At 67.4% G+C, this 21,933-nt stretch carries 23 protein-coding genes; 16 read left to right on the top strand and 7 right to left on the bottom strand.

What is annotated here, in order from left to right:
• Nucleotides 1-74: 74 nt before the first annotated feature.
• Nucleotides 75-239, top strand: a complete 165-nt coding sequence (locus C1927_RS21705) for a hypothetical protein (protein WP_254051577.1) — start codon at nt 75-77, stop codon at nt 237-239.
• A 141-nt stretch (nt 240-380) separates the two neighbouring features.
• Entirely contained in the window at nt 381-761 is a 381-nt protein-coding gene (locus tag C1927_RS10850; RefSeq protein WP_108746665.1) for a hypothetical protein, read from the top strand.
• Nucleotides 762-837: 76 nt separating this feature from the next.
• Here C1927_RS10850 and clpA read toward each other — a convergent pair whose 3' ends face one another.
• Both clpA and clpS read right to left on the bottom strand, forming a co-directional pair.
• Entirely contained in the window at nt 838-3,120 is a 2,283-nt protein-coding gene (clpA, locus tag C1927_RS10845; protein ID WP_108746664.1) for an ATP-dependent Clp protease ATP-binding subunit ClpA, read from the bottom strand.
• A 373-nt stretch (nt 3,121-3,493) separates the two neighbouring features.
• A complete protein-coding gene (clpS, locus tag C1927_RS10840) occupies nt 3,494-3,820 on the bottom strand; it encodes an ATP-dependent Clp protease adapter ClpS (RefSeq protein ID WP_079221861.1) in 327 nt (108 codons plus the stop codon).
• A 110-nt stretch (nt 3,821-3,930) separates the two neighbouring features.
• Here clpS and C1927_RS10835 point away from each other — a divergent pair, with 110 nt between their 5' ends.
• The 9 genes from C1927_RS10835 (at nt 3,931) to C1927_RS10795 (ending at nt 9,951) form a co-directional block, all read left to right on the top strand.
• A complete protein-coding gene (locus C1927_RS10835; RefSeq protein ID WP_108746663.1) occupies nt 3,931-4,428 on the top strand; it encodes a hypothetical protein in 498 nt (165 codons plus the stop codon).
• A gap of 1 nt (nt 4,429) precedes the next feature.
• The gene (locus C1927_RS10830) at nt 4,430-4,891 is read left to right on the top strand and encodes an NUDIX hydrolase (protein WP_108746662.1); all 462 of its coding nucleotides are present in this window, start codon (nt 4,430-4,432) and stop codon (nt 4,889-4,891) included.
• Complete coding sequence (mnmA, locus tag C1927_RS10825) at nt 4,888-6,030, top strand: tRNA 2-thiouridine(34) synthase MnmA (RefSeq protein WP_079221858.1); 1,143 nt, start codon at nt 4,888-4,890, stop codon at nt 6,028-6,030. Before C1927_RS10830 ends, mnmA begins: the two co-directional genes overlap by 4 nt.
• Nucleotides 6,027-6,641: a high frequency lysogenization protein HflD gene (hflD, locus tag C1927_RS10820; protein ID WP_079221857.1), complete on the top strand. Its 615-nt coding sequence runs from the start codon at nt 6,027-6,029 to the stop codon at nt 6,639-6,641. The genes mnmA and hflD overlap by 4 nt, the downstream gene beginning before the upstream one ends.
• A gap of 153 nt (nt 6,642-6,794) precedes the next feature.
• Nucleotides 6,795-7,985: a methyl-accepting chemotaxis protein gene (locus C1927_RS10815; RefSeq protein WP_079221856.1), complete on the top strand. Its 1,191-nt coding sequence runs from the start codon at nt 6,795-6,797 to the stop codon at nt 7,983-7,985.
• Nucleotides 7,986-8,083: 98 nt separating this feature from the next.
• Entirely contained in the window at nt 8,084-8,299 is a 216-nt protein-coding gene (locus C1927_RS10810) for a hypothetical protein (RefSeq protein WP_108746661.1), read from the top strand.
• Between the two features lie 97 nt (nt 8,300-8,396).
• On the top strand, nt 8,397-8,666 hold the full coding sequence (locus C1927_RS10805) for a hypothetical protein (RefSeq protein WP_108746660.1): 270 nt from the start codon (nt 8,397-8,399) through the stop codon (nt 8,664-8,666).
• Between the two features lie 140 nt (nt 8,667-8,806).
• On the top strand, nt 8,807-9,325 hold the full coding sequence (locus C1927_RS10800; RefSeq protein ID WP_254051576.1) for a hypothetical protein: 519 nt from the start codon (nt 8,807-8,809) through the stop codon (nt 9,323-9,325).
• Between the two features lie 134 nt (nt 9,326-9,459).
• Entirely contained in the window at nt 9,460-9,951 is a 492-nt protein-coding gene (locus C1927_RS10795; protein ID WP_108746659.1) for a hypothetical protein, read from the top strand.
• Nucleotides 9,952-10,204: 253 nt separating this feature from the next.
• On the opposite strand, the gene C1927_RS10790 is transcribed toward C1927_RS10795, so the two are convergent.
• The gene (locus C1927_RS10790) at nt 10,205-12,943 is read right to left on the bottom strand and encodes a GGDEF domain-containing phosphodiesterase (protein WP_108746658.1); all 2,739 of its coding nucleotides are present in this window, start codon (nt 12,941-12,943) and stop codon (nt 10,205-10,207) included.
• A gap of 131 nt (nt 12,944-13,074) precedes the next feature.
• Between C1927_RS10790 and C1927_RS10785 the strand changes: the two genes are divergently transcribed.
• Both C1927_RS10785 and C1927_RS10780 read left to right on the top strand, forming a co-directional pair.
• The gene (locus C1927_RS10785) at nt 13,075-15,177 is read left to right on the top strand and encodes a PAS domain-containing sensor histidine kinase (RefSeq protein WP_079221851.1); all 2,103 of its coding nucleotides are present in this window, start codon (nt 13,075-13,077) and stop codon (nt 15,175-15,177) included.
• A gap of 3 nt (nt 15,178-15,180) precedes the next feature.
• The gene (locus C1927_RS10780; protein ID WP_079221850.1) at nt 15,181-16,956 is read left to right on the top strand and encodes an EAL domain-containing protein; all 1,776 of its coding nucleotides are present in this window, start codon (nt 15,181-15,183) and stop codon (nt 16,954-16,956) included.
• Between the two features lie 94 nt (nt 16,957-17,050).
• On the opposite strand, the gene C1927_RS10775 is transcribed toward C1927_RS10780, so the two are convergent.
• The 4 genes from C1927_RS10775 to flgA all read right to left on the bottom strand — a co-directional run bounded on the left by C1927_RS10775 (nt 17,051) and on the right by flgA (nt 19,755).
• Complete coding sequence (locus C1927_RS10775; RefSeq protein WP_079221849.1) at nt 17,051-18,268, bottom strand: ATP-binding protein; 1,218 nt, start codon at nt 18,266-18,268, stop codon at nt 17,051-17,053.
• A gap of 114 nt (nt 18,269-18,382) precedes the next feature.
• Nucleotides 18,383-18,721, bottom strand: coding sequence for a flagellar protein FlgN (locus tag C1927_RS10770; RefSeq protein WP_079221848.1), 339 nt, complete (start codon nt 18,719-18,721; stop codon nt 18,383-18,385).
• Nucleotides 18,718-19,023, bottom strand: coding sequence for a flagellar biosynthesis anti-sigma factor FlgM (gene flgM, locus C1927_RS10765; protein WP_079221847.1), 306 nt, complete (start codon nt 19,021-19,023; stop codon nt 18,718-18,720). Before flgM ends, C1927_RS10770 begins: the two co-directional genes overlap by 4 nt.
• A 75-nt stretch (nt 19,024-19,098) precedes the next feature.
• Nucleotides 19,099-19,755 (bottom strand): flagellar basal body P-ring formation chaperone FlgA, encoded by a 657-nt coding sequence (flgA, locus tag C1927_RS10760; protein WP_108746657.1) that lies wholly within the window; start codon nt 19,753-19,755, stop codon nt 19,099-19,101.
• A 285-nt stretch (nt 19,756-20,040) separates the two neighbouring features.
• Between flgA and C1927_RS10755 the strand changes: the two genes are divergently transcribed.
• The 3 genes from C1927_RS10755 (at nt 20,041) to flgC (ending at nt 21,929) form a co-directional block, all read left to right on the top strand.
• Nucleotides 20,041-20,985, top strand: a complete 945-nt coding sequence (locus tag C1927_RS10755; protein WP_108746656.1) for a chemotaxis protein — start codon at nt 20,041-20,043, stop codon at nt 20,983-20,985.
• Between the two features lie 137 nt (nt 20,986-21,122).
• Nucleotides 21,123-21,518, top strand: coding sequence for a flagellar basal body rod protein FlgB (gene flgB, locus C1927_RS10750; protein WP_079221844.1), 396 nt, complete (start codon nt 21,123-21,125; stop codon nt 21,516-21,518).
• 3 nt (nt 21,519-21,521) lie between these two features.
• The gene (gene flgC / locus C1927_RS10745; protein ID WP_079221843.1) at nt 21,522-21,929 is read left to right on the top strand and encodes a flagellar basal body rod protein FlgC; all 408 of its coding nucleotides are present in this window, start codon (nt 21,522-21,524) and stop codon (nt 21,927-21,929) included.
• Nucleotides 21,930-21,933 lie beyond the last annotated feature (4 nt).

The raw sequence follows: 21,933 nt of genomic DNA, 5'->3' as shown, positions 1-21,933 counted from the left end.
TGACCGCCCGCTGTTATGCCAGCAAGGGGCCTGACGGCACCTGGTTTGGGCAGCCCTGCCTCATCTGCGTCGAGATGGACGCATCCCATCCGCTGTACCTTGCCGCCGAGCGCGAGATCAGCCATGCCGGCACACGCCAGCGCCAGCGCCTGCACATCCCGCACGAGGCCGTGGCATTCGTGATCGAGGGCCCGATGGGCCAGGGCCGGCAACTGGGTTTCCGCGCCATCAGCTCCTGAGCCTGGCCGGCCTACTTGCCGGAGGTCATCGTGACCGAACGCACCATGGCGTCGGTCAGGCCTGCTTGCGGCAGATTCGCACCCGCGACGCCAGCGGCATCGTGGGATCCGATCCAATCCGGATCGCATCCCCGCCCCGCCATGAACGCCCTGCTCACACGCGCCCTGCTGCCCGTCGTTCTGCTGGCCAGTTCCCTTGCAGCACACGCCGCCGACCCTGCCCAACCTGCACCCCAGGCCGGGTGCATTACCCTGGGCGGCAACCGTGACATCCGCCCGTCCAGCACGGAGCGGGAAGTGCTGCTGCGCGACGGTGATGCGCATTATCGGGTCCACCTGCAGAAGCGCTGCCTGGGCGCCGCTGCCTCGGCCAGCTACACGTTTTTCACGCGAAGTACGCCTGAACAGATCTGCGGCAATGCCCGCACCCTGCTACGGACCGACAGCAACCACTGCAGGGTGACCCGGATCGAGCCGATCGATCCGGCGACCTTCAAGCGGTTGGCGCAGCAGGGGCGCTGAACGGCCGCGGAAATGAAAAGGGCGGCCGAAGCCGCCCTTGCCAATCACATCTTGACCAGTCCGTGCCCGGCCGCCCTTATTCCACCGTTGCCGGCAGCAGGCGCTCCGGTTCGGCGTGGGTCTCGACCACCAGCTCGTCGTCGCGCACGTCGATGCTGACGCGGCCGCCGTTGACCAGCTTGCCGAACAGCAGTTCGTCGGCCAGCGGGCGCTTGATCTTGTCCTGGATCATGCGCGCCATCGGACGGGCACCCATCAGCGGGTCGAAGCCGTGGTGGGCCAGCCAGTCGCGTGCGGTCGGGGTGGCCGACAGGCTGACGTGCTTTTCCTGCAGCAGCATTTCCAGCTCGATCAGGAACTTGTCGACCACGCGCAGGATGTGCTCGAAGCCCAGCGGCTGGAACTGCACGACCGCGTCGAGGCGGTTGCGGAACTCCGGCGTGAAGCTGCGGCGGATGGTCTCCATCGCGTCGGTGGCATGGTCCTGCTTGGTGAAGCCGATCGACCGCCGCGAAGCCTGCGCCGCGCCGGCATTGGTGGTCATCACCAGCACCACGTTCTTGAAGTTGGCTTCGCGGCCATTGGTGTCGGTCAGCACGCCGCGGTCCATCACCTGCAACAGGATGTTGAAGATGTCCGGGTGCGCCTTCTCGATTTCGTCCAGCAGCAGCACGCAGTGCGGGGTCTTGACGATCTTCTCGGTCAGCAGGCCACCCTGGTCGAAACCGACATAGCCCGGGGGCGCACCGATCAGGCGGCTGATCGAATGCGGCTCCATGTACTCGGACATGTCGAAGCGGACCAGCTCGATGCCCAGCTGCAGCGCCAGCTGCTTGGTCACCTCGGTCTTGCCCACGCCCGTGGGGCCGGCGAACAGGAAGTTGCCGATCGGCTTTTCCGGATTGCCCAGCCCCGAGCGCGCCAGCTTGATGGCCGACGCCAGGGTGCCGATGGCCGGATCCTGGCCGAAGATCACCATCTTCAGGTTGCGCTCCAGGTGCTGCAGCACGTCCTTGTCGGTCGCGCTGACCTGCTTGGCCGGGATGCGCGCCATCTTGGCGATGATCGCCTCGACCTCCTCGACGTCGATCAGCTCCTTGCGCTGCCCTTCCGGCAGCAGGCGCTGGCGGGCACCCGCCTCGTCGATGACGTCGATGGCCTTGTCCGGCAGCAGGCGGTCGGCAATGTGCTTGACCGACAGATCCACCGCTGCCTGCAGCGCCTCGTCAGAGTAGGTCACCCCGTGGTGGGCCTCGTACTTGCTCTTCAGGCCCTGCAGGATCTCGTAGGTTTCGCCCACGGTCGGCTCGACGATGTCGATCTTCTGGAAGCGCCGGGCCAGGGCGCGGTCCTTCTCGAAGATGCCGCGGTACTCCTGGAAGGTGGTCGAGCCGATGCAGCGCAGCTCGCCCGACGCCAGGGCCGGCTTGATCAGGTTGGAGGCATCCATGGTGCCGCCCGACGCCGAGCCGGCACCGATGATGGTGTGGATCTCGTCGATGAACAGCACCGCGTTGGGCACCTTCTTCAGCGCGGTCAGCACGCCCTTCAGGCGCTTTTCGAAATCGCCGCGGTACTTGGTGCCGGCCACCAGCGCGCCCAGGTCGAGCGAGTAGATGACGGCGTCGGCCAGCACGTCCGGCACCGAGCCTTCGACGATGCGGCGGGCCAGGCCCTCGGCGATCGCGGTCTTGCCCACGCCGGCCTCACCCACGTACAGCGGGTTGTTCTTGCGGCGGCGGCACAGGACCTGGATGGTGCGCTCGATTTCGTCCGCACGGCCCACCAGCGGGTCGATGCGGCCGGCACGGGCCTGTTCGTTGAGGTTGCTGGCGAATTCGGTCAGGGCATCGCCCCTGGGCTCGCCGTCCCCGCCTTCCATGCGGCTCTCGCCTTCCGGGGAGGACGGCTGCTCGCCCTCCTCGCCCAGCTTGGCGATGCCATGGGACAGGTAATTGACCACGTCCAGCCGGGTGACGTCCTGCTGGTTGAGGTAATAGACAGCGTGGGAGTCCTTCTCGCCGAAGATGGCGACCAGCACGTTGGCGCCGGTGACCTCCTTCTTGCCCGAGGACTGCACGTGGTACACGGCCCGCTGCAGCACGCGCTGGAAGCCCAGGGTCGGCTGGGTATCACGGCCGTCGTCTTCGGCCAGGCGGGACACCGAGGCCTCGATGGCCTGCTCCAGCTCCTGGCGCAGGCGTTCGGCGTCGGCACCACAGGCCTTGAGGACGGCCTGGGCGGACGGGTTGTCGAGCAGTGCCAGCAGCAGGTGTTCGACCGTCATGAATTCATGCCGGGCCTCACGGGCGCGCTTGTAGCACTGGCCGATGGTGTGTTCGAGGTCTTTGCTGAACATGGATTACTCCGGCGGCAGATGGGGACAATATGCGGCCTGACTACGCGATTTCCATCACCCTAGCGGATTGCTGCGTTCAGATGGCGTTAGCAGTGCGGATTGCTTGATCATCGTTCACGCCCGGGCAGCCCGCCGGCGCTTCGGCGAACCCTACCCGATCGGCTGTCCGTTGCCACGTGATGACCCGCAAAACGCCTCGCCCCGGCGGTCAGCGGGCAAGGCAGGCGGATTGAACGTGAGCACGCAGGCGGGGCCAGAGAACGGCCATGGCTGGAACGGTGCGGATTGCTGGCGTTGACCCTCGGTAGAGTCGAGCTTGCTCGACTGCATTGAAGATCAGTCGAGCAAGCTCGACTCTACGCGCTACCGGGGGTCAGGCCTTTTCCATCGTGCACAGCAGCGGATGCTGGTTCATGCGCGAGTACTCGTTGACCTGGGCAACCTTGGTTTCGGCCACTTCACGGGTGAAGACCCCGCAGACACCGCGGCCGCGGGTATGCACGTGCAGCATCACCTGCGTGGCCTTGTCCAGGTCCATGCTGAAGAACTGCTGCAGGACGTCCACCACGAAATCCATCGGGGTGTAGTCGTCATTGAGGATCATCACCTGGTAGAACGGCGGCGGCGCCACTTCGGGGCGCGCGGGCTCCACGGCGATACCGTGGTCGTGATGGGATTCGGGGGAAGACTCGCGGGGCATCCGCACATTATAGAGGGTGCGGCGGCGCTGCGTCGGCCTGGCGCGGAATGGACGGCACGCACGGCCGCCGTCACAATTACCGCCTGCCCCCCACGTTTCACAGGATTTTCATGAAAAGGACCCTTCTGCCTGCCCTGCTGCTCGCCCTGGCCGCCGCCGGTACCGCCGGTACCGCCGGTGCCGCGACCACCGCTGACAGCAGCAAGGCCGATGCCGCCGTCGCCCGCCACCTGGAGAAGCTGGGCTACACCTTCGAGGTGGACGAGGACGGCGACTACCAGATGGTGTTCGACGTGGAAGGCGACCGCACGCAGATGGTCTACGTGCGCTCGGCCGTGGAGGACTTCGGCAGCCACAACATCCGCGAGGTGTGGTCGCCGGGCTATGTGTCCAAGGACAAGCAGTTCCCCGAAGCGGTGGCCAACCGCCTGCTGGAAGATTCCCAGGACGCCAAGATGGGCGGCTGGGTGAAGCAGGACAAGACCGCCATGTTCGTGGTGAAGATCGACGCCGATGCCACCACCGACCAGCTCAGCGACGCCATCGATGCGGCCATCCGGACCGCCGATGCGATGGAGCTGGAGCTGACCAAGAAGGACGACCTCTGAGTTGAACGCTGTGCAGGACCCGCGCTGGGCACCGCATGCCACCGTGGCCACCGTGGTGGTCGACGGCGGCCGCGTGTTGCTGGTGGAAGAGACCATTGACGGCCGGCAGGTGCTGAACCAGCCCGCCGGCCACCTGGAACCAGGCGAGAGCCTCGCCGCCGCGGCCCTGCGCGAGACCCGCGAGGAAACCGGCTGGACGGTGGAACTGAGCGCCTTCATCGGCTGCTACCAGTGGACCGCGCCTGACGGCACCGCCTTCCTGCGCTTCTGCTACGCCGCCCGCCCGGTCTCGCACGACCCGGCGCAGCCGCTGGATACCGGCATCGACCGCGCCCTGTGGCTGGACCCGGCCGAGCTGCAGGCCGCCGGCCCGCGCCTGCGCAGCCCGCTGGTCTGGCAGGTGGTGGCCGACTACCTGGCCGGCCAGCGCCATCCGCTTTCCCTGGTCCAGGAGGTCGCATGAGCAGCCCTCGGGTAATGGTGGGCGTGTCCGGCGGCGTCGATTCCTCCGTGGCCGCCTGGCGCCTGGTGCAGCAGGGCGAAGCCGTGGCCGGCCTGTTCATGCAGAACTGGGCCGACGATGGCAGCGGCGACTGCCGCGCCGAGGATGACCGCCGCGATGCGGTGGCCGTCTGCGGCCTGCTGGGCATTCCGTTCCACTTCCGCGATTTTTCCAACGAGTACTGGCAGGGCGTGTTCGAACACTTCCTGGCCGAGTACGCCGCCGGCCGCACGCCCAACCCGGACGTGCTGTGCAACCGCGAAGTGAAGTTCAAGCACTTCCTGGATGCCGCCCGCGAGCTGGGGGCCGAACGCATCGCCACCGGCCATTACGCGCGCATCGCCCAGCGCGGCCAGCAATGGCTGCTGCTGCGCGGCGCCGACCGGTCCAAGGACCAGAGCTACTTCCTGCACCAGCTGGGGCAGGAACAACTGGCCGCCACCCTGTTCCCGATCGGCGACCTGGAAAAGAGCGACCTGCGCCGGATCGCCCGCGACGTCAGCCTGCCGACCCATGCCAAGAAGGATTCGACCGGCATCTGCTTCATCGGCGAGCGCGATTTCCGTGAGTTCCTCGGCCGCTACCTGCCCGCCAAGGCCGGCCAGATCCTCGACCCGGCCGACGGCAGCGTCATCGCCGAGCACCCGGGCGTGTTCTATTTCACCCTGGGCCAGCGCGAAGGCCTGAACATCGGCGGCGTGCGCGGCCGCCCTGCCGCGCCGTGGTACGTGGTCGGCAAGGATGTTGCCAGCAACGTGCTGTACGTGGACCAGGACCGTGACAGCCGATGGATGCTGTCCGACCGGCTGCGATCGGAGACCGCCCACTGGATTGCCGGTGCGCCGCCGGCCCGCCGCTTCGAGTGCACCGCCCAGACCCGCTACCGGCAGCCGGACGAGCCGTGTACGGTCGAGGTGCTGGACGATGGCAGCGTACTGGTGACCTTCGCCCGCCCGCAGCGCGCCGTGACCCCTGGCCAGTCGCTGGTGCTGTATGACGGTGATGTCTGCCTGGGCGGCGCGGTGATCGCCGCAACCGATGCGCCGCTGGAACAGCGCCTGCGCACCACCCCTTCTCCTTTTGAGGTAATCGCTGCATGAGTTTCACTGTCGACGACCGCGTCCTGGCCCTGGCCGGCATTGCCCAGGCCCTGCAGCAGGTGCGCCGTATCGCCGATACCGGCCATTCCGACGCCGCGGCGGTGCGTACCGCGGTGGACAGCGTGTTCCGCATCGATGCCGCCTCCCCGCAGGAGGTGTTTGGCGACCGCGACGCGCTGAAGTCCGGCCTGCGCCTGCTGCACAACTACTTCCGCAACCAGGGCCAGGATCCGATCCTGCCCAAGCTGGCCCTGTCGGTGCTGCAGCTGGAGCGGCGGTTCGTGCAGGACGGCGCCACCGTGAACAAGGTCGCCTCGGGCATCGAGCGCGCCCAGCGCCAGGCCCTCGAGCTGGGCGACAGCGGCCACCCGGACGTGCTGGCGAGCCTGGGCGGCCTGTATGCGGACACCATCAGCCACCTCAAGCCGCGCGTCATGGTGCAGGGCAACCCGCACTACCTTGCCCAGGCCGGGGTGGTGGCCGAGATCCGCGCGCTGCTGCTGGCCGCCGTGCGTGCGGCCGTGCTGTGGCGGCAGCTGGGGGGCAGCTACTGGGACTTCCTGCTCAGCCGCAAGGCGATGACCGAGGCCGTGGACCGCCAGCTGGCCTGAGGCCCGGGGTCGGATCCCTTTCCGGTACGGAAAGGGCCCTGACCCCTGATGCACCGGAGGCGTCGGAAATCCGGCGCATCCAGAAGGCACATCGACGTTAAAGAGAAAGGGGGTACGGCCGATACATCCTCCGTGCACCTCCCGAGAACGTCCATGTACTCACGCATTTTCATCCGTCTGGCCGCCCCCCTGGCCCTGACCCTGCTGCTCCCCTTCGCCATCGGTTTCGAATGGCCGGCCGCCCTGCGTTGGGCGATCCTGACCACGATGACGCTGAGCTGGCTGGGCTTTGCGTGGTGGACCACCCGCGCCCAGGCGCATCGTTCCCCGGAACATGCCCGTGTCCTGCGTGAGCAGGACCAGCTGCTGACCGAGCTGCGCAACTTCGTCGGCAACGAGATCGACGGTTCCCGTGGCGAAGTGGAACGCGCCCGTGACCTGATCCGCCAGGCTGTGTCCAGCCTGGGCGGCAGCTTCGATGCGATGAACCGCAAGTCCCGCCAGCAGAGCCAGGCCCTGTCGCGCATCGTCGACCGCGCCGGTGACGAAGGCAGCGCCGGCCTCGACGTCGCCCGCTTCGCCCAGCACGCCAGCCACCGCATGGAACAGCTGGTGGAAGCGCTGGAACAGGTGAGCGGCCAGAGCAGCACCACCGTGCAGCACATCGACCAGATGGCCCAGCACCTGGACGGCATCTTCGCCCTGCTGGAAGACGTCAAGTCGATTGCAGACCAGACCAACCTGCTGGCACTGAACGCGGCCATCGAAGCAGCCCGAGCCGGTGAAGCCGGTCGCGGTTTCGCTGTGGTGGCCGACGAAGTCCGCAACCTGTCCGAGCGCTCGACCACCTTCAACGAGCAGATCCGCAAGCTGGCCCACAGCTCCAAGGACGCCATTGCCAAGGTGCGCGAGACGGTCTCGCACATGGCCTCGCGTGACATGGACCGCTCCCGCGAAGCGCGCCAGGAAGCGGCGGCGATGCTGGACAACGTGGCCCAGATCAACGCCTCGCTGGGCGACGGCATGCGTGAAGTGTCCGAGTGCGCCCGTTCGATCGACGGCAGCGTGGCCGAAGCCGTGCGCGCCCTGCAGTTCGAAGACATCGCCACCCAGGCACTGGGCGGCGTGCACACCCACCTGGACCGCCTGACCGCGATCAATCGCGAAGCGGTGGCCCTGCAGGAACTGCTGCACCGTAACGGTGGCGTGTTCGACGAAGAGATCGCCACCGCCCTGCAGCGCACCGGCAGCCGCCTGCGCGAACTGCGCAGCGAGTGGGAACGCCCGCCGCACAAGCCGGTTGCCCAGCAGAACATGGGCGCCGGTACGGTCGAGCTGTTCTGATCCAGATGTCCGCTGCCTGCTCCGGCAGCCCGCAAGGCCCCGGTCATTTCGGGGCCTTTGCCTGTAACCTGCCGTTGGAAGCTCCCGACCCGCGCACCATGACCCTGATCCGTGCCCTGCCCCCGATCGACCCCAACCAGCGCCCGCGCAACCCGGGTGTCCGTGAGCAGTTGCAGGCGCTGGAGACGGTGGCACGCGAAGAGATCGAGGAACTGCAGCAGCTGGCCGATGCCCGCCCCGCCCCACCGGTGCCTGCCGGCGAACTGCTGGGGATGGCCTGGGATCTTGGGCTGGATGGGGATGCGCTGAGGTAGATCCACGCCGCGCGTGGATGGCGCTCGCCGCCAGACGTTCCAGACTCATGGCATGATCCGCCCACGCCGCCTACGGCTGGACACGGAGTGTCGTCGCATGAGCACCACGTTCATGACCTGGCTGGGATTCGTCGCGATGATGGTCATCGCGGTCTGCTTTACCTGGCGCCCCGCCTACGCCACCTTGCGGCCACCCCGGCATCGGCCTGTCGCATTCCTGTTCGGCAGCCTGGTGTTCCTGCTGATGGCCTTCATGTTCGCCTGGTTGCCGGCAAACGCCATCGACACCGGGCATATCCATGTGAGCATCGCCGCGCCGGCACCCTTGATGCGTGGCGGGAAATCGAGCCGATCACCTTCTGGCTGATCATCGTGGCGGAGTATCTGTGCGGGCTGCTGATCGCCAGCTATGCCATCGCAGGCATTGCGTTGATGGACCGGTAGATCCACGCCATGCGTGGATGCACGCCAGCGACCTTACTCCCTCCATCTTTTCAGACTTGTTGCATGGCCTGGATCCAGGTCCAAGGGCACACTCGGAACTCCCTTCCGGGCGTTGGCATGACATTCAACCCAGAACAAGCGCAAGAGATATTCGAACAGTTCCTGATCATCATGGACGACCAGATTGAATGGCTGGTCGCCCAAGCGCAGGTCCGCGGCATCGACCTTGACGGCAGCCTGGAGAACCTTGATCGCCTGGAGGCCTTGTACACAACGATGGCCGCAACGTTGCCGGTGGACGAACAGGATGCTCTGAGGGTTGTGTTTGCGCGATATCTGGGCGATGTCGTGCGCCAACGCCACGGCGGAAAATGGGCCCTGCTACTGGATGATCCCAAAGACATCAGTTTCAACATGCCGGTTATCGTGGGGCATTCATCCTGCCCGTGGCTGGAATTCAATCCCATCCATGCGATGAGAGCCTATTCCCTTCGGCCCAGGCCCGGAATGATCCGAAACATCGTCGCGCACGGCGTTGATCCGCAGGTTCTGGATCTCAGCGACCTGATGGAAGAAGACTGACTGCCCCCCCCCCCCTCCCTGGACAGGCCCTGAGGCAAGCAGCTCTTTCCGGGCAGCATCCACGCATGGCGTGGATCTACCGGGGTGGCGAAATCGTTGTGGCATGATGCGCCGGTCCCGTTCATGGAAGACCGATGGCCCTCGCCCTGATCGCCCTGCTGCTGGTCGAAGTCCTGCTGCTCGTCAGGTGGGCGCCGTTCTTCTTCGGCACCGGCATCGCCCTTTTCAACCAGCGCATTGCTGCATCTCCGGCCGAGCTGGCCCAGCTCTCGCTGGGTGGGCTTGAGCATGACCTTCCGGACGAGAAGTGGATGCGCCTGGTGTTCCATGCGCTGCCTGATGGCAGCGTCGCGTTCCGCGAGAGCTACGCCCCGCATTTTGGGGGCCGCTACTTCCCGCTGCTGCGCGGCCAGCTGGTGGTCGACACGCGGCGCCGCGAGGTGCGGGTGATTGGCCGATGCAGCTGGTTCGCGCCGGTGTTTACCGCGATGCTGCTGCCGATCGTCCTGGTGCGCCCGATGGCGTGGCCGATGGTGGTGTTCCTGCTGGTATTCTACATGGGGTATTACATCCAGCGGCGGCGGTATGCCGGCGTTGTTGACGCGGTGCGCGCGCGGCTGCGGTAGTTCCATGCGATGCGGGCATCAGTGCCGACCAACGGTCGGCACCCACCAGGGCGCAGCCCGGTAGTAGATCCACGCCATGCGTGGATGGTCGCGGGTCGTGGCGTCAGTGCCGACCAACGGTCGGCACCCACCAGGGCGCAGCCCGGTAGTAGATCCACGCCGTGCGTGGATGATCGCGGGTCGTGGCATCAGTGCCGACCAACGGACGGCACCCACCAAGGCACAGATCAGTGCCGCCGGACATGGCCCGGCGCTACCGGGCCAGGGCGACTTCCGGGGCGGCGTGCTGCTGGCGCAGCCACAGTGCCAGGTCGCGCGGGCTGAGCGGGCGTGAGTACAGGTAGCCCTGAATCTCGTCGCAGCCCTGCCGGCGCAGCATGTCTTCTTCCTGGTGCGTCTCCACGCCTTCGGCCACCACCTTCATGCCCAGCGCATGGCCCAGGTGGACGATGGCCTGGGTCACTTCGGCCGTGCCCGTGTCATGCAGCATGCCCTGCACGAAGCTCCGGTCGATCTTCAGGCGGCCTACCGGGAAGCGGTTGAGATAGTGCAGGTTGGAGAAGCCAGTACCGAAGTCATCCACCGCCAGCGGAACGCCATGCCGCTCCAGCACGTCGAAACAGTGGCGCAGGATGTCGGTGTCACGGATCAGCGCCGATTCGGTCAGTTCCAGCTCCAAGCGCTGCGGCGGCCAGCCGTGGGCGTGGCAGATCTCGATCACGCGCTCGGCAAAACCACGGTCGCGCAGCTGCACGGCCGACACGTTCACCGCGATGCGTTCGAAGCGCAGGCCGGCGCGGTCCCATGCCGATGCCTGGCGACAGGCTTCAGACAGCACCCAGTCGCCGATGCGGACGATCTCGCCACATTTTTCGGCAATAGGGATGAACTCGGCCGGGCTGCAGTAGCCGATGCCCGGGCGATGCCAGCGCAGCAGCGCTTCGATCGCGGGCGGCTCATCGTGGTGGGCATGCAGCAACGGCTGGTAGGCCAGGCTGAACTCCTCACGCTCGATCGCGCCGTGCAGGCCGTGCTCGATCTCCAGGCGGCGCTGGATGCGCGCCAGGGCATCCTGGCTGTAGTACTGGTAAGTGTTGCGCCCCGCTTCCTTGGCCGCGTACATCGCGGCATCCGCGGCGCGCAGCAGCGAGTCGAAATCGGTCTGGGTATCGCCCAGCATCGCGATGCCCACGCTGGCGCCCACCTTCAAGGTCGTATCGCCCCGACGCAGCGGTTCGGCCAGCGAGCCGATCAGCTTGCGCGCCACGTGGCCGGCATCTTCCGGCTCGGCCAGGTCACGCAGCACCACGATGAACTCGTCGCCACTGAAGCGGCCGAACAGATCGTTGTTGCGCAGGTTCTGGTGCAGGCGGGTGGCGGCGGCCTTCAGCAGCGCATCGCCGGTGGCGTGGCCGAAGCTGTCGTTGATGGTCTTGAAGCCGTCCAGATCGATGAAGAGCATCGCCAGCGAGGTGCCGCGGTCGCGGGCCTCTTCGATGGCCTCGGCGGTCTGCTCGCCGAGCAGGACACGGTTGGGCAGGCCGGTCAGCAGATCGTAATGAGCCAGCAGCTCGATGCGCTCGTTGGCTTCGCGCTCGCGGGTGATGTCACGGAACAGGACCACGAAGCGCGGCGGCAGGCCATCGCGACGGTCCAGCTCGATCAGCACCTGCACCCACACGCGCAGGCCCGACTGGCGGTAGAAGCACAGATCGAGCTGCTCGGGCAGGCCACCACCGGCAATGCGCTCCAGCGCGGCCTCGAAGTGCGCGCGCGAATCTTCGGTGTACAGCGCCAGCGCCTGGTCCAGGGTGATCGGTTCCTTGCGCAGGCCGTGGATGCGGTAGCACTCCTCGGTCCACTGCATGTGCCGGGTGCTGACCTCGATCTCGCAGCCACCGATGCGGCCCAGCGCTGACACGCGGTTGAGCAGTTCGGTGCGCCAGCGGATGAGCGCGTCGGTCTGGTGCTGTTCGGTGATGTTCTGCACCTGGCCCAGCAGGCGCTTGGGATGGCCATCCATGTCCAGCAATGGCTGCATCCACAGGCGCAGGTGCTGCGATGGCTCGCTGCCACGGGTCAGTTCAAGTTCCAGGTTGGCAGCGCGGCCGTCACGCCACAGCCGGCGCCACGCAGCACGCAGCGCGCCGCGCGAACGCGGGTGCAGCTGCTTCAGCCAGCGGCGCTGGCCGGGCACTTCGCCGGGCTCCAGGGCCAGCAGCGAGCGCAGCTCGGGCGACCACCAGAACCGGTGGTTGGTCGGGTCGAACGACCAGCTGCCCATGCTGGCGATGCGCTGGGCCTCGCTCAGGTGCAGCTGCTGTTCCTGCAGCAGCGCTTCCAGCTGCTTCTGCTGCTCGATATCGGTATGCGTGCCGACCATGCGCAGCGGCTGGCCATCGGCGGTGCGGGCGACCACGCGGCCGCGATCCAGCACCCAGCGCCACTGGCCGTCTTCCTGGCGGAAGCGGAACTGGGCGCTGTACTGCTCGCTATGGCCGCGCAGGTGTTCGTCCAGCGCGGCGCGCATGTCACCCAGGTCGTCGCTGTGCACGCGGGCGATGATGGCGTTGGCCGTCTCGTCCACCAGCGCCGGGGTGCGCACCACCCGGTCGCTGGGAATGTCCCAGTCCCACAGGCTGTGGCCTGCACTTTCCAGGGCCAGCTCCCAGCGCCCGCCCGCATCCACCGGCACCGGCTCGGGCACGCTGAGGGTGAAGGCCAGCAGGTTGCCGCTGCCATCGTGTACCGCGCGCAGGTAGCCATCGTAGTGACCGCGGGGGCCACCCGGCAGGGTGCAGGCAACGATGCCACCGTCGGCCGCAAGCAGGCGCAGGTCCTCCAGCATCGGCGCGTAGGCCGCCACCGTCGACGGCAGGCCGTGCTCGCGCGCGGCCGCATTGGCTGCAAGCGGGCGCCCGCCACGGTCGACGATGACCAGCGCCGAGGCAAGCGGGTGCTGCAGCAGGCTGGCGATGATCCCTTGGTCCACGCGATGTTGCTCCGGAATGGCGCGCCCGACAGCGGGGCACGCAGTGGTTAACGGCGCGTCCAGCGGATAATTGAGTGCCTGGGCGCACCTGCGCGGTAATATGGCCGGCGCCCCCTCTCCCTGCCCTGTCCATGCCCGCAGAACCGACCGGCACCGCCCCCGCTCCCGACCCGCAGATGGCGAAGGCGCTGGGTCGTGACCGTCGCCGGGTGGTGCTGAGCTACCTGGTGCTGGCGCTGGCGTGGATGATCGCCACCGATGGTGCGATGGCGGCCCTGGTGCCGGACCCGCAGCAGCTGGCGTTCTGGCAGACCGTGAAGGACGCCTTCTTCGCCTTTGCCAGCGCTGGCCTGCTGTACCTGCTGCTGCGGCCACTGGCCGAGCACGTGCTGCGCACCCATACCCGCCTGCAGGGCTCGGAGCTGCGCCTGCGGCAGCTGTTCGAGGGCAACCCCGGGCCGATCCTGGTCTACGACCTGGACAGCCTGGCCATCCTCGATGCCAATCCCGCCGCCTGCCTCGCCTTCGGCTGGGAGCGCGACGAACTGCTGCAGCAGGCCATCGACGTGCTGTGGGCGCCTGGCGACCGGCTGGTGCTGCAGGCCAAGCTGGAGGCGATCCGCGAGGCACCCGAGCAGATCTGCATCCTGCGCACCCCGCTGCAGCTGCGCGACGGCAGCGTCCGGCAGATGGAACTGCGCTCGAACGCGATCGACTATGACGGGCGCAACGCCCGCCTGCTGATCGCCATCGACCGCACGGCCGAAGACCTGGCCCAGCTGCGCCGCGACCAGGCCCTGGCGCGGGTGGAAGAGGCTCACGAGCTGGCCCGCATCGGCGCCTGGGAGCTGGACCCGGCCAGCGGCCTCGGCCGCTATTCCAACCAGGTGTACCGCCTGCTTGGCCGGCGCCCGCCCGAGGCACGGCGCTGGCACCGCTTCGATGAACTGCTGGTACCGGCCGACCCGACCACCGCGGCCCAGACCGAGCAGCTGCTGGCCGAGCTGTGTACCAGCCCCACGGCGCAGGTGGACGTACTGCTGCCAGTGCTGTCGATGGACGGCCGCTCGCTGATGGTGCACCTGCGCGCGGCGAGTGGCCTGGATGAGGCCGGCCGCGAGCGGGTGCTGGGCACCCTGCAGGACGTGACCGAGCGCGAGCAGTCGCGCCGCCTGCTGCGTGAGCGCGAGGAGCAGTTCCGCGAGCTGGTGCGGGTGCTGCCCGACGGCGTGGTGATCCTGTCCGAGGAGCACGTACTGTACGCCAACGCCTGGGCCGCGGCCCTGTTCGGCTATGGCAGCCATACTCTGCTGGGTGAACCGCTGGATGCGCTGGTGGACCCGACCGAACTGGACCGCGTGCGCGTGCAGCTGCGCGCCGGGCAGCCGCAGCACAGCCCCGGCCACAACAGCGTGGTGGTGATGCAGCGTGCCGATGGCCGCCGCTTCCATGCGGGCCTGGCCGTGGGCGAAGTGCGCTACGGCGGCCGCGACTGCAAGCTGCTGATCGTGCGCGACCTGAGCGAATCCGAGCGCACGCGCACCGCACTGGAAACCAGCAACCGCGAACTGCAGGCCATGGCTGGCCGCCTGTTCTCGCTGCAGGAAGACGAGCGACGCGCCATCTCGCGCGACCTGCACGATGACATCGGCCAGGCGATCACCGCCATCAAGCTTTCTGCGTATGCGGCGCAGGATGAAGAGGACGCGCAGCGCCGCGGCGAGGACCTGGCGCAGATCGTCAGCCTGGCCGACACCACGGTGGGCAAGCTGCGCGACATCTCCACCCTGCTGCGCCCGCCACAGCTGGATGCACTGGGCCTGGAGGCGGCATTGAGCTGGCAGGCGCGGGTGCTGTTCCGTTCTTCGCCGGTGGAGCTGCTGGCCGAAATCGATACCCTGCCCTCGCGCCCGGACAACAGCATCGAGCAGGCCTGCTTCCGCATCGCCCAGGAAAGCCTGACCAACGTGCTGCGCCACGCCCGTGCCAGCCAGGTGCAGCTGCAGCTGCGCGATGTCGACCAGCGCGGCCTGCACCTGCAGATCCGCGATGACGGCGAGGGCTTCGACCCGGACGGCCCGCGCGGGCTGGGCCTGATCGTGATGCGCGAACGTGCGCAGAGCGTCGGCGGCCATGTCCATATCGAGTCGGCGCATGGCGCCGGTACCCTCGTCGACGTCCACCTTCCCTACCAGGCGGCCACTGCGGCCGCCGCTGATTCCCCGGAATACTGAGCCATGTGGAACCCCAACATGCCCCTTGTCAGCATCGACGACGCCCCCGATCGGTTGGGCGCCGGCAACCCCGAGCTGCAGGTCATGGTCACTGAAGCCGCCTCCGGCGGTACCCCCTTGATGCTGATGCACGTGGACATCGACCACTTCGCATCGGTCAACGAAAACATGAGTGCCGACGTCGGCGACCAGGCGCTGGTGCTGGTTGCCCAGCGCCTGCAGTCCTACCTGCGCGGCCGCGGCAAGCTGTGGCGGCATGGCAGCGATGAGTTCCTGCTGGCGGTGCCGCGTACTGCCGACCTGCCGCTGCCGGAGGACTTCGCCGAAGAAATCCGCCAGCAGATGGAACTGCCGCTGTCGGTGCTGCCGTACACCCTGTTCATGACCGGCAAGCTGGGCGTGAGCCTGTGCCCGGAGCACGCCAGCAGCGCCTCGCGCCTGCTGGACCACGCCGAGGATGCGCTGTACCAGGCTGCCCGCGAGGGTGGCAATGCGGTGCGCATCCACGCGGTCGACACTCCGCCCAGCGCCCACAGCGAAAGCATCATCGCCCGCCAGATCGTCGACGCGATTCCCAATGGCGAACTGAAGCTGCGCTACCAGCCGCTGGTCAGCGCCCGCGACGGCCACGTGGTGGGCATGGAGGCGCTGCTGCGCTGGCAGTCGCCGACGCTGGGCATGCTGGTGCCGGAGCGCTTCATGCGTACCGCCGAGCGCCTGGGCATCATCGTGCAGATCGGCACCTGGGTGCTGGAAGGCGCACTGAAGCAGGCGCGGCTGTGGCGCGACCAGGGCTTCGATGACTTCACCATCGCCGTGAACGTGTCGACGCTGCAGCTGCTGCGGCCGAACTTCTTTGCCGAGGTGATGGGCCTGATCCAGGCGGCGGGCGTGCCGGCGCAGATGCTGACGCTGGAGATCAACGAGAGCGCGCTGACCAACAACGTCAACTTCGTCCACGAAACGCTGGCCAACCTGCGCAATGAAGGCATCAGCCTGAGCCTGGACAATTTCGGCACCGGCGATTCCAGCCTGAGCGCGCTGGTGCGCTACCCGGTGGACAAGCTGAAGATCGACCGCAGCTTCATCAAGAGCGCGCCGGCCGGCAACCGCGAGGCCGCCATCGCCCGCGCCATCATCGCCATGGGCCACCAGCTGGGCATGACGGTGATCGCCAATGGCGTGGAATCGCAGGCGCAACTGGGCTTCCTGCGCCGCAACGACTGCGATGTGTTCCAGGGCTATCTATTCGGCGAACCGATGTCGGCCGATGCCGCCGGCATGACCCTTCGTCGCCGCTACCTGCGCCCGGAAGCGTTTGCCGAAACCCGCCCGGACCGCACACTGCTGCTGCTGGATGACGAAGAGAACGTGCTGCGTTCGCTGGTGCGCCTGTTCCGTCGCGATGGCTATCGCATCCTGGCCGCCGGCAACGTGCGCGATGCGTTCGACCTGCTGGCGATCAACGACGTGCAGGTGATCCTGTCCGACCAGCGCATGAGCGACATGAGCGGTACCGAGTTCCTGGGCCGGGTGAAGATGCTCTACCCGGACACGATCCGCCTGGTGCTGTCCGGCTACACCGATCTGAACACGGTGACCGATGCGATCAACCGGGGTGCGATCTACCGCTTCCTGACCAAGCCCTGGAACGATGATGAGCTGCGCAAGCACATCCACCAGGCATTCCGCACGTACGAGGAACAACGGCGCAGCAATGCCGGGCCGACGCCGGTGGAAGCGGGAGACGCCGGCGAGGATCGCACGCCGCTGCGTTGAGGTTCAGGCCCCGGTAGTGCCGGCCGCTGGCCGGCTGCCCAGGGTGCCCGATTCCATGGGGTTGCCGGCCAGCGGCCGGCACTACCCGATGCCGTCAGCGCGGCTGCTTCACCGGCAGCACCACGCGGAAGCGCGAGCCGACGCCGGGCGTGCTGTCCAGGTCGATGCGGCCGTGGTGCTTGTTGATGATGCTGTAGGAGATCGACAGGCCCAGGCCGGTGCCACTGCCGACCGGCTTGGTGGTGAAGAACGGATCGAAGATGCGCTGCCGCAGCTCCGGCGAAATGCCGCCACCGGTATCCTCGAACTCGACCCAGACCGTGTCGCCGTCCACGCCGGTGCGCACGGTGATGGTGCCGCGCTCGGCGATGGCGTGGCCGGCGTTGAGCAGCAGGTTCATGTAGACCTGGTTCAACTCCGACGGCAGGCATTCCACCAGCGGCAGCTGGCCGAATTCACGGTGCAGGGTGACCTTGTACTTGAGCTCGTTCCAGATGATGTTGATGGTTGATTCCAGGCCGGAATGCAGGTCCACCAGCTTCCACGACTCGTCGCGGCCGGAATACGAGAAGTCCTTCAGGTCGCGCACGATGCGGGTCACCCGCTCGATGCCCTCGCGCGATTCGGCCATCAGCTGCGGCAGGTCGCGGCTGATGAAATCGATGTCGAGGCGGTCACGGATATCGTCGATTTCCGGAATCAGCGCCTTCGGGTCCGGCGCGCGCAGGGCCCGCTCGTACGCTTCGATGACGGTGAACAGGCTGCGCAGGTATTCCTGCAGGCTGCCGAGGTTGGAGTGAACGTAGCCGATCGGGTTGTTGATCTCGTGCGCCACGCCGGCGGCCAGCTGGCCGATGGAGGCCATCTTTTCCGACTGCAGCAGCTTTTCCTGGGTGCCGTTGAGGCGCAGGTAGGCCTGGCGCAGTTCGGCATGGCGCTGCTGCAGTTCGCGCTCGTAGTCTTCCTGCCCTTCGATGGGGCGGAACAGGGCCAGGTAGTGGCCACTGCCGGGTTGGCCGTGGTGGTACAGGTGGGCGATGACCACCCCCTCGCCTACCGGCAGGCTGCCGTTCCACTGCCCGTGCAGGCGCGCCTGCTCCAGCGCATCCGGCGGCAGCAGCTCGCGCAGGCGCTGCGGGGCCGCTGCGGCGGCTTCTTCACTGCCCAGCAGGTTCTGCGCGGCCGGGTTGGCCAGGGCCACCTGGCCGTCTTCGGTGAACAGCAGCAGCCCTTCGCGCAGGCGCTCAAGCAGGGCCTGCAGCACCGGCTGCGGGGGAAGGGGGGCGGTAACCAGGGCGTTGGCGGCAGACACGGCGACTCGGGGGCTTGCGAACAGGCGCCCAATATACGCGCTGCCGCGCAGCGCAGCAGCCTGACCGCATCCACGCATGGCGTGGATCTACCGCCGGGGTGCGCCCCGGGCCGGTCAGGCGACGGCGAGTGGCCGGCGTGCGTTGACCGTGTGCGCCTGGCCCTTGGCGTCGTACGAGGACGATGCCTCGGTGCGACCGAGCTGGCGCAGCGCCCAATCCACCTCGCGGCGGCGGCGCGACAGCAGCACGCCATTGGCGCGGTTGCGCTCGGCCAGCGCCTGCAGCTGCTCGGCCTCGCCCAGCGGCGGGGTCGAATCCAGGGCACGCAGCGCCTCCAGCTTGGCGCCGGTAGCGCGGATCAGCGCGTGCACATCGTGCTCGACCAGGGCCTGGTGTTCGACATCCAGGGCCTGGGCAAGTCGCTGAAGATGTTCACTCATCGCCGCGGTCATCCCTGCAGCTGCTGGTCCAGTTCAAGCATGCGCGATGCAATCGCGTCCGGATTGATCTTGTAGCTGCCGTTCTGCAGCGACTCGCGCACGGCAGCGACACGCTGGGTGTCGATGGCCGGGGCGGTGCTCAGCTCACGCTCGAGCGCCTGCAGGTTGGTCGCCTCGCCGGTCAGGCGCAGGCTGTCAGCGGCCTCCACCGGGCGGGCCGGTGCATCACCGCTGACGCCCGGCTTGGTGGCCGGGGTCGTCACGCTGCGCAGTGCCTGGGGGACCTGCAGGTTGCCGTCGATTTTCTGGCTCATGGGGTGTCCTGGAGTTGCCGTTCACAAGGGATAACGACCGCAGGGCCGTGATCTTTAGGGAAATCTCTTACTTTTTCAACGCGCCACGATTACGTCACCATGGGCGTCCACTGTCCCCTGCACGATGCGGCGGGAGGACAGGTTTTCAACGGAAACGCGCTCGTTCTCGCCTGCATCGCCCATCGCCCGGCCCGCGATGCGCACCTCGACCGAGCCGCGCCGGGACACCAGGGCCACGCTGTCTCCTCGCTTGATGAGACGCTCGGTGACCAGGTCGTTGGCCGACAGCAGGCTTCCGGCCTGCAGCGGCCTGCGGGCGATACGACCGACAGCGCTTGCGGGATCGGACAATACGGCGCCGGCGATCCGGGCCGCGTCACGCTGGGCAGTACTGATATCGGCCGCTGCCAGGGTTTCTCCAGTGGCAATGCCACGGGTGAGCACCAGCACCGCCTGGTTGTGGCGCACCTTCACCGGCACGAACAGGCGCCAGCCCCCGGCGTCGGGGCAGCTGACCTCCACCGTGGTGTTGGCGGTGGGCTGCACCTGCAGGGCGGCCCCGCAGCGCGGCAGGCGCAGGGCGTCGGCCACCACGGCCTCGCCCTCGCTGCCGGCCGCCAGGGTCGACAGCGCCGCCGTGCGGATGCTGGCCACCGGCTGCCAATCGACAGCGGCCGCCCACGGCGAGGCGAGCGCCAGTGCAATGCCCAATAGAGATGTGATCCGGCGCATGGCGCCTCCTGCTCGGAAAGACCTGGCCGGGTGCGTGCAAGCGGCGTGCCAGAGCCCTGCCCTTGTAGAGCGGTCGACTAACAGTCGACCCTACCAATAGAGCGGTCGACTAACAGTCGACCCTACCAATCGAGCGGTCGACTAACAGTCGACCCTACCAATCGGGCGGTCGACTAACAGTCGACCCTACCAATAGAGCGGTCGACCAACGGTCGACCCTACAGGATGCATCGCAAGCGACACAACGCCCTCAAGTTCGGCCCCCCCTGCGCCGATACAGCAGCCATGTCCCATGACCTGCTCAACCGGATCGACCAGCGGACCCGACTGGCCGGCCACAATCGCCTGGCGCTGCTGCTGTTCCGTCTCGGCGGACGTCAGCTTTTTGGCGTCAATGTCTTCAAGGTGCAGGAAGTCCTGCGCCGCCCGGAGCTGTTCCAGGTACCCGGACTGCCCGGCCAGTTCGCCGGCGTGGCCGACGTGCGTGGCCGCTCGGTGCCGGTGCTGGACCTGGGCCTGGCCATCGGCCACCCCGAGCGTGAGCCGGACGCGGACACCGCCCCCGGCTACCTGGTGGTGACCGAGTTCAACCGCTCCATCCAGGGGTTCCTGGTGAGCGGGGTCGAGCGCATCGTCAACATCGCGGTGGAGGACATCCACCCGCCGCCGGAGCTGGGCGCCGAGTCGAGCTACCTGACCGCGGTGACCCGCTTCCAGGGCGAGTTGATCCAGGTGATCGACGTGGAAAGCGTGCTGGCCGACATCGCCCAGATCCGTGGCGAGGCTGTGCTGGACCCGACCATGGCCATGCCGGCCGACGCCCCGCAGCTGCAGGTGCTGGTGGTGGACGACTCCCGCGTCGCCCGCCAGCAGATCCGCAGCGTGCTGGACCAGCTGGGGGTCGGCGCGACCCTGCTTTCCGATGGCAAGCAGGCGCTGGACCACCTGCTGCAGATCCACGCCTCGGGTGAAAACCCGGCCGACCGCTACGCCATGGTGATCTCGGACATCGAGATGCCGGCGATGGACGGCTACACGCTGACGACGGAAATCCGGCGCCACGCCGGCCTGTCCGAGCTGTATGTGCTGCTGCACACCTCCCTGTCGGGCGTATTCAACAATGCGATGGTGGAGCGCGTCGGCGCAAACGCCTTCGTGGCCAAGTACTCGCCGCACGAGCTGGCCGACTTCGTGCTGGACCGCCTGCGCAAGGTGGCGATGGCGGCCTGAGGCCACTGATCCGGTAGTGCCGGCCGCTGGCCGGCAACCGCAGATCTATCGGGGAGCCGGCCAGCGGCCGGCACTACCCTCTCGAATTTGGCACACCGCTTGCAGCTTCCCGGGCATCGTTCCCGTGGGAGTGCACCGTGCGCAACCTGATTACCGACTACCTGGGCGTGCATGCCCAGGCCATGCCGTTGCGCGAACAGCGGATGAAGCTGATCGCCAGCAACCTTGGCAACGCCGATACCCCCGGCTACAAGGCCCAGGACCTGGACTTCGACGCCGCCCTGCGCAACGCGCAGGGCCTGGATGCCAACGGCCTGATGACCACCACGAGCGAACGGCACTACGAGATCAGTAGTGGCCTGAACCCGTTCCAGGTGGCCCGCGAAGGCGTACAGCCCAGCCTTGACGGCAACACCGTCGACCCCGATGCCGAGCGCGCTGCCTATGGCCGCGCCGCGCTGGAATACCGTGCCTCGCTCAGCTTCGTCGAGAGCAAGGTCCGTTCCATGCTCACCGCGATCACGGGGCAGTAAGCCATGAGCAACCTGCCGATCTTCGACATCGCCGGCTCCGCACTGCAGGCGCAGTCGGTGCGCATGAGCACCATCGCCTCCAATCTGTCCAACGCCGACAGCATCGCCGGCTCGGCCGACGCGGTCTACAAGCCGCTGGAGCCGATCTTCCAGGCCGTGACCAGCAAGACCGATCCGAACATCACCTCGGTCAAGGTCAAGGAAATCACCCAGAGCGATGCCGCGCCGATCAAGCGCTACGAGCCTGGCCATCCGCTGGCCGACGCCGATGGCTACATCTACCAGCCCGACGTCGATCCGGTGGCGCAGATGGTCAACCTGATCTCGACCTCGCGCAATTACCAGGCCGGCGTGGAGATGTTGACCACCGCCAAGGAACTGGCCCTGGCCACCCTGACCATGGGCCGCTGAGGCG

Source organism: Stenotrophomonas sp. ZAC14D1_NAIMI4_1, assembly GCF_003086775.1.
GTDB lineage: Bacteria > Pseudomonadota > Gammaproteobacteria > Xanthomonadales > Xanthomonadaceae > Stenotrophomonas.
The sequence above is the reverse complement of the archived record's forward strand: the minus strand, read 5'-3'. Positions and strand labels throughout refer to the sequence as shown.

What these genes read in the sequence shown, in the direction of transcription:
- C1927_RS10815 (WP_079221856.1), top strand. Translation starts at nt 6,795, where the DNA reads ATGTACTCACGCATTTTCATCCGTCTGGCCGCCCCCCTGGCCCTGACC.
- clpS (WP_079221861.1), bottom strand. Translation starts at nt 3,820, where the DNA reads ATGCCCCGCGAGTCTTCCCCCGAATCCCATCACGACCACGGTATCGCC.
- flgA (WP_108746657.1), bottom strand. Translation starts at nt 19,755, where the DNA reads ATGCGCCGGATCACATCTCTATTGGGCATTGCACTGGCGCTCGCCTCG.
- mnmA (WP_079221858.1), top strand. Translation starts at nt 4,888, where the DNA reads ATGAGCAGCCCTCGGGTAATGGTGGGCGTGTCCGGCGGCGTCGATTCC.
- C1927_RS21705 (WP_254051577.1), top strand. Translation starts at nt 75, where the DNA reads ATGGACGCATCCCATCCGCTGTACCTTGCCGCCGAGCGCGAGATCAGC.
- C1927_RS10770 (WP_079221848.1), bottom strand. Translation starts at nt 18,721, where the DNA reads ATGACCGCGGCGATGAGTGAACATCTTCAGCGACTTGCCCAGGCCCTG.
- C1927_RS10785 (WP_079221851.1), top strand. Translation starts at nt 13,075, where the DNA reads ATGCCCGCAGAACCGACCGGCACCGCCCCCGCTCCCGACCCGCAGATG.
- C1927_RS10795 (WP_108746659.1), top strand. Translation starts at nt 9,460, where the DNA reads ATGGCCCTCGCCCTGATCGCCCTGCTGCTGGTCGAAGTCCTGCTGCTC.
- C1927_RS10755 (WP_108746656.1), top strand. Translation starts at nt 20,041, where the DNA reads ATGTCCCATGACCTGCTCAACCGGATCGACCAGCGGACCCGACTGGCC.
- clpA (WP_108746664.1), bottom strand. Translation starts at nt 3,120, where the DNA reads ATGTTCAGCAAAGACCTCGAACACACCATCGGCCAGTGCTACAAGCGC.
- flgM (WP_079221847.1), bottom strand. Translation starts at nt 19,023, where the DNA reads ATGAGCCAGAAAATCGACGGCAACCTGCAGGTCCCCCAGGCACTGCGC.
- C1927_RS10835 (WP_108746663.1), top strand. Translation starts at nt 3,931, where the DNA reads ATGAAAAGGACCCTTCTGCCTGCCCTGCTGCTCGCCCTGGCCGCCGCC.
- flgC (WP_079221843.1), top strand. Translation starts at nt 21,522, where the DNA reads ATGAGCAACCTGCCGATCTTCGACATCGCCGGCTCCGCACTGCAGGCG.
- hflD (WP_079221857.1), top strand. Translation starts at nt 6,027, where the DNA reads ATGAGTTTCACTGTCGACGACCGCGTCCTGGCCCTGGCCGGCATTGCC.
- C1927_RS10810 (WP_108746661.1), top strand. Translation starts at nt 8,084, where the DNA reads ATGACCCTGATCCGTGCCCTGCCCCCGATCGACCCCAACCAGCGCCCG.
- C1927_RS10800 (WP_254051576.1), top strand. Translation starts at nt 8,807, where the DNA reads ATGGCCTGGATCCAGGTCCAAGGGCACACTCGGAACTCCCTTCCGGGC.
- C1927_RS10805 (WP_108746660.1), top strand. Translation starts at nt 8,397, where the DNA reads ATGAGCACCACGTTCATGACCTGGCTGGGATTCGTCGCGATGATGGTC.
- C1927_RS10850 (WP_108746665.1), top strand. Translation starts at nt 381, where the DNA reads ATGAACGCCCTGCTCACACGCGCCCTGCTGCCCGTCGTTCTGCTGGCC.
- C1927_RS10780 (WP_079221850.1), top strand. Translation starts at nt 15,181, where the DNA reads ATGTGGAACCCCAACATGCCCCTTGTCAGCATCGACGACGCCCCCGAT.